The organism is Wolbachia endosymbiont of Drosophila ananassae, assembly GCF_008033215.1.
In the GTDB taxonomy this organism is placed as follows: Bacteria; Pseudomonadota; Alphaproteobacteria; order Rickettsiales; family Anaplasmataceae; genus Wolbachia; species Wolbachia pipientis.
Genome location: NZ_CP042904.1, coordinates 911,033 through 923,351 on the forward strand (window position 1 = coordinate 911,033; position 12,319 = coordinate 923,351).

General features: G+C 35.8%; 10 protein-coding genes. 5 read left to right on the forward strand and 5 right to left on the reverse strand.

The annotated features are described in order from the left end of the window. The first annotated feature begins 336 nt into the window (after positions 1-336). The 3 genes from uvrA (at position 337) to EA652_RS04440 (ending at position 4,678) form a co-directional block, all read left to right on the forward strand. Positions 337-3,132, forward strand: coding sequence for an excinuclease ABC subunit UvrA (gene uvrA, locus EA652_RS04430; protein WP_012673297.1), 2,796 nt, complete (start codon positions 337-339; stop codon positions 3,130-3,132). Positions 3,133-3,186: 54 nt separating this feature from the next. Further along, positions 3,187-3,831, forward strand: coding sequence for a hypothetical protein (locus tag EA652_RS04435; protein ID WP_007549694.1), 645 nt, complete (start codon positions 3,187-3,189; stop codon positions 3,829-3,831). Positions 3,832-3,946: 115 nt separating this feature from the next. Then, a complete protein-coding gene (locus tag EA652_RS04440) occupies positions 3,947-4,678 on the forward strand; it encodes a ComF family protein (RefSeq protein WP_006280671.1) in 732 nt (243 codons plus the stop codon). 188 nt (positions 4,679-4,866) lie between these two features. On the opposite strand, the gene EA652_RS04445 is transcribed toward EA652_RS04440, so the two are convergent. From EA652_RS04445 to EA652_RS04465, 5 genes are all read right to left on the reverse strand, one after another. Continuing rightward, positions 4,867-6,294: a Mur ligase family protein gene (locus EA652_RS04445; RefSeq protein ID WP_012673298.1), complete on the reverse strand. Its 1,428-nt coding sequence runs from the start codon at positions 6,292-6,294 to the stop codon at positions 4,867-4,869. Continuing rightward, a complete protein-coding gene (metC, locus tag EA652_RS04450) occupies positions 6,269-7,510 on the reverse strand; it encodes a cystathionine beta-lyase (protein WP_012673299.1) in 1,242 nt (413 codons plus the stop codon). Before metC ends, EA652_RS04445 begins: the two co-directional genes overlap by 26 nt. Positions 7,511-7,517: 7 nt before the next feature. After that, positions 7,518-7,802, reverse strand: a complete 285-nt coding sequence (locus EA652_RS04455; RefSeq protein ID WP_007549117.1) for a BolA family protein — start codon at positions 7,800-7,802, stop codon at positions 7,518-7,520. 70 nt (positions 7,803-7,872) lie between these two features. Further along, a complete protein-coding gene (gene dnaK, locus EA652_RS04460; protein ID WP_012673300.1) occupies positions 7,873-9,795 on the reverse strand; it encodes a molecular chaperone DnaK in 1,923 nt (640 codons plus the stop codon). Positions 9,796-9,881: 86 nt separating this feature from the next. Then, positions 9,882-11,654 carry an Rne/Rng family ribonuclease gene (locus EA652_RS04465; RefSeq protein WP_012673301.1) on the reverse strand — a complete coding sequence of 591 codons (1,773 nt, stop codon included), beginning with the start codon at positions 11,652-11,654 and terminating at the stop codon, positions 9,882-9,884. A 149-nt stretch (positions 11,655-11,803) separates the two neighbouring features. Here EA652_RS04465 and rpmG point away from each other — a divergent pair, with 149 nt between their 5' ends. Together rpmG and EA652_RS04475 are read left to right on the forward strand one after the other, a co-directional pair. Continuing rightward, positions 11,804-12,004 carry a 50S ribosomal protein L33 gene (gene rpmG, locus EA652_RS04470; protein ID WP_015589280.1) on the forward strand — a complete coding sequence of 67 codons (201 nt, stop codon included), beginning with the start codon at positions 11,804-11,806 and terminating at the stop codon, positions 12,002-12,004. A 25-nt stretch (positions 12,005-12,029) separates the two neighbouring features. Then, on the forward strand, positions 12,030-12,305 hold the full coding sequence (locus EA652_RS04475) for a helix-turn-helix domain-containing protein (protein ID WP_121721674.1): 276 nt from the start codon (positions 12,030-12,032) through the stop codon (positions 12,303-12,305). The last annotated feature ends 14 nt before the right edge of the window (positions 12,306-12,319 follow it).

Sequence of the window (12,319 nt, forward strand, 5' to 3'; positions counted from 1 at the left end):
GATGAGCTAAAGGTAGTTGTCTTACGCTAAAACAAACGTTTTTAATTAAGTTGCATAGAACCAGTGTCTGGGCACTGGCCCACTGGTGGGAATTGCTCCTAAACTACAACGTTCGTACAGCTATGTGCTTGACACTGGGATGACATCATAGGGGCACTGGCCTACTTAACCGTCATACCGTCGCGGTATCTCAGCCGCTAACAAGTAGCGGAATGACGATTTATCAAACGCTGCTTAATTTTCCGTAACAGTTGAAAAAATCAATAGAAAATCAATATATCACTATAAATTCACGTATTTTGAGGCTATAATGGTTAATACGCTATATGGTATAATATGGACGATTTTATCAGAGTTAAGGGCGCAAGGGAACATAATCTGCAAGGTGTAGACGTCAATATACCGAAAAATAAGCTGGTTGTTATAACTGGGCTTAGTGGTTCTGGCAAGTCTAGCCTTGCTTTTGATACAATTTATGCGGAAGGCCAACGCCGGTACGTCGAAAGCCTATCAGCTTACGCACGTCAATTTCTCAACATTCAGGATAAACCAGATGTTGAGTCGATTACAGGCCTTTCTCCTGCAATATCTATCAACCAAAAATCTATCTCAAAAAATCCAAGGTCAACCGTTGGAACTGTTACCGAAATTTACGATTACTTGCGCTTAGTGTATGCACGAATAGGAGTTCCTTATTCACCTGCAACTGGATTACCAATAACAAAACAAACGGTGTCTCAAATTGTAGATACTATAATTGCGTTACCTTTAGAAACTAAAATATATATACTTGCCCCTGTTGTGCGTGGTAGAAAAGGAGAACATCTCAAAGAGATATTGGAAATTAAAAGACAAGGTTACGTAAGGTTCAAAATAGATGGTGAAGTGTACAATGTAGATGACTTGCCTAAACTCGATAAGAACAAGAAACACGACGTTTTTGTGGTTGCAGATAGAATATCAATATTGGACGATATAGGAAATCGACTGCCAAGTAGTATAGAATCCGCACTAAAACTTGGTAATGGTCTAATGTATGTAGAAATAGTAAACCTACCTGACAACCATAATTCCGAGTATAAAAATGGTCAAATTCTGATTTTTTCAGAGAATTTTGCATGCCCCGAGTCTGGTTTCACTCTTGAGGAAATAGAACCAAGATTATTTTCTTTTAACAGCCCTTACGGTGCATGTGGTTCGTGTAATGGGCTTGGTAAAAAGCTGGCTGTTGATGTAAAGCTGATAGTGCCAGATGAAACTCTTTCAATATCTGAAGGCGCTTTAAAGCCAGTGGGATCAATGTTCCGTCAAGTGCACACAAGTTATGGATTTTTAAAAAGTGCAATTCTATCACTGGCTGAAAATTGTAAATTTAGCCTTGATGTTCCGTGGAAGAACATAGATCAAGAAGTAAAAGATATGATACTCTTTGGCTTCGGTAAATTTCAAGGTTTGGTCAGTATCTTAGAAAACCAGATGGATTATGATGAAACGCTTGTTGAGCGATATTGCTCTGTTACTCACTGCAGAGAATGCACTGGCTATAGATTGAGAAAAGAAGCGCTTACAGTAAAAATTGATAGCAAACATATAGGTGAAATATCAGGGCTCAGCATCGATGAATCCCTTAAATGGTTTGAAAATTTGCCAGACAAGCTCACAGAACAACAGAAGCAAATCTCAAGTAAAATATTAAATGAAATAATCAAGAGGCTAGCATTTTTAAAGAATGTAGGGTTGAATTACCTAACGCTTGATCGAGAATCTAGCACTCTCTCTGGCGGTGAGAGTCAGAGGATCAGACTTGCTTCACAAATTGGCTCTGGTTTAACAGGAGTGCTGTACGTGCTTGATGAACCCTCGATAGGCCTTCATCAATGTGATAATGATCGGTTAATTGCCACACTAAAAAACTTAAGAGACATGGGTAACACTGTAATCGTTGTTGAGCATGATGAAGATACAATAATGGCTGCTGATTATGCGATTGATATTGGTCCTGGAGCTGGCGTAAATGGTGGAAAAGTTGTTGCAGAAGGAACACCAGACCAGGTGCAAAGAAATTCAGGGAGCATAACAGGGCAATATTTGAGTGGAGAGAAAAAAATTTTAATTCCAAGGAGAAGAAAGCAAGCAACTCAGTTCATAAAAGTAATAAATGCATGTGAAAATAACTTAAAAAATGTAAACGTTAAATTTCCTATAGGGAATCTTATTTGTGTTACTGGAATATCAGGAGGAGGAAAATCAAGTTTAATCATAGAAACGTTATATAAATATTCAGCACATAAGATACATCATTCGTCTGCAAGGTATGGCCAATGCGATAAGATAGAAGGTCTTGAATACGTAGATAAAATTATAGAAGTTGATCAGTCGCCAATTGGTAGAACTCCAGCGTCAAATCCAGCAACATATGTTGGTATGTTCACTCATATAAGGAATTGGTTTGCTGGTCTTCCAGAGTCAAAAGCAAGGGGATATAATATAGGCCGGTTTTCATTTAATACCAGAGGGGGAAGGTGTGAGGCTTGTAAAGGTGATGGGCACTTAAAGATAGAGATGCATTTTCTACCGGACGTTTATGTGAAGTGTGAGCAATGTAAAGGGCGAAGGTATAATCGGGAAACATTGGAAGTTACTTATAAAGAAAAATCAATCTCTGATGTGCTTGATATGACGATAGATCAAGCTTGTGTTTTTTTTGAAAACCTTCCAATGGTAAAAGAAAAGTTGGTTTCTTTGCAGGAAGTGGGACTTGGCTATATAAAACTCGGACAGTCGTCAACAACGTTGTCTGGGGGGGAAGCACAACGAATAAAGCTATCTAAAGAGCTATCAAAACGATTTACCGGAAGAACATTGTATATTCTTGATGAACCAACAACTGGATTACACTTTGAAGATATAAATAACTTACTAAAAATACTCCATAGATTAGTCGATCTGGGAAACACTGTTATAGTTATCGAGCACAATTTGCACGTTATAAAAACTGCAGATTATATAATAGACATCGGACCAGAGGGCGGAATAAAAGGCGGAGAAGTGATTGCTACTGGAACTCCAGAAGAAGTGGTAAAAATTCCAGAAAGTGTTACAGGCAGGTATCTTAAAACGTATTTATTATAAACTATTTCTTAATTATATTAGGCTAGGTTGCATATTTATGATTTGGAGATAAGAATGTCAGTATATCGATACTTTAGAAGGTACGTTGAATATGGAGTTGTACCTGCTAAGAAAGCAGAAGATAACACACTAGTTCCAGAAAATAGTTTCTATAAGTCCGTACATTACGTTGATAATGTGCTAGGATCTGTGAAAGATGTAATTTGTGGAGTTGAGAGTAAAGACGATTATAACAAGTATTATAAAAACAATGATAAATATGAATACGTGGGCCACAGAGCAGAGAGAGTGTATTCATTGTGTACACTGGGTGCTGTTTTAGCAGCCAACATAATATTGCAACCTTTACTTTTGATAGTGGCATGTTTGTCATACTTTCCAGTCAAGTTATTGTCAAAAATAACAGGGGACTATTGTTTTAAAACGGATACAAAATCATTCGTTAATTATTCAAACATATTTTTAGAAATGGGGCAAGATTGTGCTAATGCAGTAGCTAGAGTATTTAACAAGATTGTAAGTTATGCTTGCGCTGCTATCATTTGGGCTGCCGCGTCAATCATAACGCCACTTGTGTGGGCTTGTGACAAAGTGCAAAGTAAGTTGAGTGAAGTACAGAAGCCAGAAAAACATCAATTTTTATCTAAGGATAATTCAAAGACTACTTCAGTCAATGGTATACCACAAACTGAGTTATAAGTTCTGCTTTTCAGCAGCATGAACTATATTGAAATGGAATAAAAAGTGAAAGAGTGTAAGCTTAAGTTACTTTAGCTATACTATATAAATTATTTTATAATATATTTAATGAGTTGTGAACCTTCTCTTACTAAAAAAAGCTACAAATCTCATATTTCCAAGCGTATGCGTAAGTTGCGAATGTATCATTGATGAAAATCTTAATCTGTGTAGTGAATGCAACAAAAAAATCAATTTTCTAACTAAGCATTACTGCAATGTTTGTGGCGTAGTAATCTCAGACAATATTTATACGTGTGGTAAGTGCATCATCAATCCTCCACCGTTTAAAGTATTAAGATCAGTTTTTGCTTATGATCAACATAGTAGAAACATGATTATAAATTTCAAATTTTTTGATAATTTGAATTACGTAAAAATCTATGCAAAGTGGATACACCAAGCTAATCAGGATACATTTCAGAACGCAGAGATCATAATTCCTATACCGTTACATAAAATGCGCTTGTTTAAACGTAAATATAATCAAGCAGCACTGCTTGCAAAAGAGTTGACTAAGTTATCCAATTTATCCTATACGCCATTTGCAATAAAACGCCTTCGCCATACTGCGCCTCAAGCTGGTCTTTCACTTAAACAGCGTGAAAAAAATTTAAAGAAGGCTTTTAAAACAAGCAACAAGAAAATTATCGAAAATAAAATCGTGATATTAGTTGATGATGTGGTAACAACCGGAGCAACTGTAAGATCTTGCTCTCAGGAAATTTTAAACTCCGGTGCAAAAGAAGTGAGAGTGCTATCACTTGCAAGAACGGTGAATGATTGGACCTCTTGCATAAAAAATTAGCAGTCAGTATCATCCAAGTAGCTTGACTACTTGGATCTATTTTTTTCTAGATTCCAGCGCCAGCGTCACGCACATAGCTGTACGAACATTGTTTGCCAAGGAGGGTGTCATCCCAGTGTCAAGCACTGGGATGACATCACTTTTGCTTCAATATTCGCACATTAGCGGAGGTAAGCCCATTGCGAAAATCAGTATGTTAAGGCATGATTTTTAATAACCTCAACATCGCTAAATTCAAAAGTTTGGTTGCCTATAATTTGAAATTTCTCATTTCCCTTTCCTGCAACTAGCAGAATCATACCCTCGTTATAGGCAATATCTACGCCTTTCTCTATAGCTTCTCTCCTACCTCCTATCTCCAGTGCATCAGGGCAATGTAGCAAAATATCGTGGCGAATTTTTGCCGGATCTTCATCACGCGAATTATCATCTGTAATTATTACTTTATCTGCATACATTTGTGCTATTTTGCCCATTTCTGAACGTTTCGTCTGATCGCGATTTCCACCGCATCCAAAAACTAGAATTATTTTTTTGTTGATATGCCATTTTAAAGACAATAGGGCTTGTTTAAGCGCACTTGGAGTATGAGCGTAATCCACGAATGCAAAAGGTTTCACTTTTTCCATTCTTCCTGGTGGAGAAACGAGTTTTTCTACGCATATTTCTCTGTAATTTAATCCAGATATACCAATTGCACATAGCAGATTATATGCTTGAAATTTTCCTAAAACTGGGAAAAATGTATTGTAAATTTGGTTATCAATTTTTACTGTAAGATGTTGACCATTAGGGGTTGATGTTTGCTCTAATAAAGTAATATCAGAGCCTTTTTTTCCATAAGTCACAACTTTATTACTGCGTTTTTCAGCTATTTTAAGCAATGCGCCGTATTCATCTATATCCGCATTTAAAATCGCTGTTTTTCCTTCTGGTAATACTTCGTAAAATAACCTTTTTTTAGTTTCTAAATATCCACCAAGACTTTTATGGTAATCTAAATGATCTTGCGAGAAATTAGTAAAAGCTGCAGCACTCAACTTTAATCCATGGATTCTGTATTGATCAATCCCATGACTTGATGATTCCAACACTAAGTGTTCTACACTTATACCACGCAATGTTGCGTAAAGGTCTTCTGCACCTGGAGTGGTAAGGCTGTTGCTATTACCTTTTCTGCCATTATTGATGCATGTTCCAAGTGTTCCAATAGACGCAGCATTATAGCCAGAGTTTTGCCAGATCTGGCGGCAAAATTCTACTACTGAAGTCTTGCCATTTGTGCCTGTTACAGCAGCAACATATTTTGGCTGTTTGAATTGATAAAACCTGCTGACTATTTCGCTGTATATTTCTTGAGGGTTTGGGTGGAAGATACAGATTCCAGCATCACGCGTTGGAATGATACCAAGGCTTAAAGCTTCTGTTATGCAATCACTTGCAATTATCGCTTTAGCTCCACAAGATAATATCTGATCTATGTAAATCCTATCCCTTTCTGACACACAAACAAAAAGATAACCTTCCTTGATTTTCTTGGGATTACATGTGACGCCTTTGATTTCAATATCAAAGTTAACATCAATAATGTTATGCAGTAATTCTCTCAGTTTCATGTCCTACTTCATCGTTTTGAAAGTCTAAACATGGTAACCTTTTTAGTGCGTCATTAAGGTCAAAGATTAAATCTTCAGGATCTTCCAGTCCACAAAATATCCGTATAAAACTTCCACCATAATCTGAATTCATTACAGATCTTGACATAGATCTACGATCTATTGGTAATATCAAACTGTCGCACCCTCCCCAAGAAGCACCGATACCAAAAATTTTCATGTGATCAACCATGCAGCTTAGTTCTTCACATGAATATTCTCTACCCAATACTATACTGAATACGCCGCTTGCTCCTTTAAAGTAACTTTTCCATAATTCGTGTTGAGGATGGGAGGGAAGTGCTGGATATAAAACCTTTCTAACTTTTTGCTGTGCTTCTAGCCACTTTGCCACTTCCATTGCTGTATTTTGGTACTTTTTCATACGTGTGTGCAGTGTTCTTAGTCCCCTATGTGCAAGATAACAGTCGTGCGATTGAATGGTTACTCCATAATTTTTATAGCTCTCATAAAGCAATTTAAAAATTTCACCTTCAGCAATCATAGTCCCCATCAATAAATCTGAGTGACCGGCTAGATACTTTGTTACCGCATATAGTGCAACATCAATTCCATAATCAAGCGGCTTAAATAACAAAGGAGTGGCCCATGAATTGTCGCAAACGGTTACGATTCCACGTTCTTTAGCAACTTTTACTATATGCTCTATATTCGAAATCTCAAACGTTACAGAACCAGGAGTCTCGATCATTATCAATGAAGTATTACTCTGAATTAAATCAGTTATATCCTGTGTTGGATCATAAAAAGTTACTTCTATTCCCCTGTTTGGTAACTCATTTTCGGCAAATCTCTTGAGTCGGTAATAACTGTTATCCTGAATTAAAACATGAGAACCTGCTTTAGTGAAAGTCAAAATAGCAAAAGTAAGTGCAAATAGTCCGGAAGGAAAAATAAGCGCTTGTCCACTCCCTTCAATTTCAGCCAGTGCATTTGAAAAATAATGAACAGTGGGAGTACCAACATTACTATAGCTGTAATCTCTTGCAACATCATCGTTGATTACATCGTATATACTTTCTCCATTTGCTGCATTTAAGTAGTCCTTGTAAGTAGGGAATAATATGGTAGAAGAATGATAAACTGGCGGGTTCATAGAACCTTTATAGTCCTTAAATTTTCTTCCTGCTTTAACTAATAAAGACTCTTCCTTCACATTTTTATTATTTATTTTTTAAATTGTACTCGTTTTGCGTATACAAGTGAAGAGAAATTGCATGTATTAGCTCTATCTCACTCTTTAATAATTCATAGATCAATTTATGCCTTTTGAGAGTGTTCATTCCGATAAAGCTGTCAGATATCAATATTAGCTTGATATGTGAAGGTAGTGTTGAAGATGAAGCAAAATAATGATCAGCATGCTTTGCTGATTCATCGATAATGTTGATATCAATTACATCTATCGAATCGTGTATCTTTTCTTCTATCGTTTTAATAATATCCATAATGGTTTCTTTAAGCAACAATATGCTCCTCTTGTCATCCCAGTATCAGCTACTTGGATGACAATCGCAATTACTTATTCTCTTCTTTATTATCTATGTCTTGATAATCAGAATCTACTACTTTTTCCTCTTTATCATTTGGATTTCCTTCTGATGAAAAGCCATTTTCAGCACTATTTTGTTGAGATGCTTGATACATAGCTTCTCCAAGTTTCATAGATAATTGAGAAAGATTAGTGACTTTCTGCTGTATTGAATCAGCGTCATCAATGTTATCAGATTTACTAACTTCTTTTAATTCGTTAACTGCATTTTCAATAGCAGATCTATCTTCTGGTGAAACTTTATCACCATACTCTGTCAGAGACTTTTCTGTAGAATGGACTAAGCTATCCGCTTGATTCTTCACTTCAATAAACTTTTTGCGCTTTTCATCTTCTTGCGCTTTTTCTTCAGCTTCTTTTACCATGCGATTTATTTCATCATCAGATAAACCACCTGAAGATTGAATGCGTATTTTTTGCTCTTTTCCAGTAGCTTTATCTTTTGCAGAAACGTGTGCTATTCCATTTGCATCTATATCAAATGTCACTTCAATTTGTGGCCTTCCGCGCGGAGCAGGAGGTATCCCTTCCAAACTAAACTGACCGAGTAGCTTATTATCAACTGCCAGTTTTCTTTCACCCTGATGCACCTTAATTGTAACAGCTGTTTGGTTATCTTCTGCAGTTGAAAACACCTGAGATTTTTTAGTAGGAATTGTAGTATTACGCTCAATAAGTGGAGTGAATACTCCTCCTAGAGTTTCAATACCAAGAGAAAGTGGGGTCACATCAAGTAGTAACACATCTCTTACATCACCTTGAATGATCCCCGCCTGTATTGCAGCTCCAATTGCTACAACTTCATCAGGGTTAACTCCTCTATGTGGATCTTTGCCAAAGAATTCTTTAACTTTCTCTATGACTTTTGGCATACGAGTCATGCCACCAACAAGAACCACTTCGCCAATTTGACTAGCAGATAAACCAGCATCCTCAAGAGCTTTTTTACAAGGAGCCATAGTTCTTTCGATTAAATCATTCACTAAGCTTTCAAGTTTTGCTCTCGTTAATTTCATATTTAAGTGTTTTGGACCACTTGCATCAGCTGTAATAAACGGTAGATTTATTTCCGTTTCCATTGCACTTGATAATTCAATTTTCGCTTTTTCAGCAGCTTCTTTGATTCTTTGCATAGCCATTGGATCATTTTTCAAATCAATGCCATTACTTTTCTTGAATTCATCTAGTAAATAACTCACTACTCCATTATCAAAGTCTTCACCTCCAAGATGGGTATCACCGTTTGTTGCTTTCACTTCGAAAACTCCATCACCTATTTCAAGTATTGAAACGTCAAATGTACCACCACCAAGGTCATATACTACTATTGTGTGCCCATGTTTCTTATCAAGACCATAAGCAAGTGCTGCAGCAGTCGGTTCATTTACTATTCTGAGTACATTTAATCCGGCAATTTTTCCTGCATCTTTTGTTGCTTGACGTTGAGAGTCGTTGAAGTATGCTGGCACTGTTATCACAGCATCTTTTACTTCCTCTCCAAGATAAGCTTCTGCTGCCTCTTTCATGTTTTGTAGTATAAATGCACCAATTTGACTAGGAGAATATTCTTTATTATCAGTTGTTTTAACCCATGCATCACCACTTTTTGCTGCAAATACTTTGTATGGTACACTTAGATTTTTCATCTCAGGATCACTATATTGACGGCCTATTAATCTCTTAGTAGCAAAAAAGGTATTACTTGCATTGGTGGTTGCTTGCCTTTTTGCTGGAGCACCAATCAACCTTTCTCCTGAAGAAGTCAATGCAACTATAGATGGAGTAGTTCTTGCCCCTTCTTTATTTTCTATTACCTTTGTATCCTTGCCCTGCATTATTGCAACACAAGAATTTGTTGTTCCGAGATCTATGCCTATTGCTCTTCCCATAATGAGTACCCCATTGTAAATATTATCTGATATAAGAATATATAAGTATAGGGCTCATTAATTACAAGCCCAATTTAGGTTTCTAATTAGTTATTAGAACTTAAAAGGCGCGAAAGCCACTTAGTCAGCCAAAAATTGCCTCGTAGTTTATTTGAATTATCAGCTTCTTCATTGCTGCTATCCCCAACTTGGTATCCAGAGTTCTGTAATGGCTTATAACCGTTTAAATTAACATCATCTCCTTGTTTTAAAACAAATGTATTTACATCTAAACTGTTATCAATACTAACGTTCAATGTAATATTAAACTCTTTTTCGATTGTAGAAACTGTATTGCGTTTGTTATTAAAAATGTGCGCTATAACTGCACTGTGTGCTACTAAATCAAAAGACTTATTTCGATTCTTGTTAGCAATATGTTGTAAATCCCTTAGTATTGATGAAACAATTACTTCGTTTGATTTTACTCTTCCAGTACCTTTGCAGTGTAAACACTCTGTAGTATTAATTTCTTGTATGTTTGGTTTAATTCTTTGTCTTGAAAATACCATTAAACCAAAGTCATTTATGTAGCTAAATTGAACTTTAGCTTTATCATCTTTAAACGCTTGCTTTATAGCAGACTCAACAGCTCTGCAATACTGATATTTCAACATATCAATAAAATCGACTACTATTAATCCTGATAGGCCCCTAAGATTCACCTGTCTTGATATTTCAGGTACTGCTTCCATGTTGGTTCTATAAGCTGTTTCTTCTATGCTATCTTCTCCTGTCATCTTTCCTGAATTTACGTCTATTGAAACAAACGCCTCAGTTAAAGTTATTATCAAAGACCCACCAGATGGCAATTCTACTCTATTGCTATATAACTCAGAAATTTGATCTTCGATTCCGTAGTAAGTAAAGATCGGAGCATAACCTCTATACAATCTATAGCGCAACTTACTACCTTTTAGTGCATTGTTAGCATATTGCCTAACTGCCTCAAAAGCTTCCTTTCCAGACACTATAACTTCTATACCATCGCTACAAAAATCACGAACAGATCTCATAATTACATCTGCTTCATTGTAAATTAATGATGGAACGTTTACAGAGAAGGCATTTTTTTGAATGCTCTGCCATAATGAGGATAAGTAATTGTAATCCTGCTCAATTTCTTTCTTATTTTTTCCTGAACCAACAGTTCTTACTATTAAACCTGACCTTTTTGGCAAGTTTATTGAACTCAGTATCTCCTTTAACTGCTTTCTGACATTAGCATCTTCAATTCTGCGAGACACTCCACCTTTACTCATGGAATTTGGCATGAAAACACAGTATCTACCCACTAAAGTTATGTATGTTGTAAATGAAGCTCCTTTATTGCCTCGTTCCTCTTTAGTTAGCTGAACCAATACTTTTTGATTTACTGAAATAACATCTTGTAATTTGTATTTTTTATATAAAGGTACCTCTCTTACAAAACCACTACCTGACTCGTTGACATTCTTACTAGCTGCAGAATCTGAAGAGACATTTGCTATGGTATCGTTCCCTTTTTCTGTATAATCGTCATTTGAGTAGCTCTCAAAGATAGTTTCCTTTTCTTTTTCTGGAATATTGAAGTAATCTAGAGATATCTCGGAAAAAGACAAAAAACCTTGCTTATTTTTTCCATATTCGATAAATACGGCTTGCAAAGAAGGCTCTATACGCTTTATATAAGCAACGTATATATTACCTCTTAATTGTTTTTTTTCCTTGAATTCTTGTTCAAATTCTACAACCTTATTATTAACTGACAAGGCAACTCTTACCTCATTAGAACAGGTGGAATTTTCTATCAATAATAACCTTTTACCACTATTTACCACTTATTTACCGTTTGCTTTTCATTCTGAAGTTAACTTCATGCTACTTAATGCACTGTTGATTGTCAAGAATTTTACGATCTGCATTATTCGGTTGACTTTTAGTGTTTTGCGTAATAAACTCGCATAGAATTTATTATATCATTATAAGTATGGCGAAAAAAAATGCTTCTTTGCTCGTTAAGTTAGTTAGCACTGCAATCAAGACAACAAAAACTGGTGAAGAAAAATCAACAGGTTATTTTTATGTAAAAAAGCGTAATCCAAAAAAGCTTACCAAAAAACTGGAGTTTAGGAAGTATGACCCAGTAGTCAGAAGGCATGTATTATTTAAAGAAGAAAAACTAAAGTAATTTTTTTATAAGGGATTTTATTATTATGCAAAATTTACAATTAAGTTATCCTATAATAGTAGAGTTGGGGGATGTGAAAGATACAAAACTGAAATTAATAAAGGTCATTGCACAATTAATAAGTAAGAAGTACACAACACAGAAAAAAGCAGCAAACGCTCTAAAGATTGATCAACCTAAATTATCTCAAATCAATAGGTCAAAAATCGAAGGGTTCTCCTTAGAATACTTGCTTAACTTATTGATTGTATTGGGCCAAGACATAAACGTAAGAATAAAGCATAATTCTAAACCTGCATAATATGTAAAGGACAA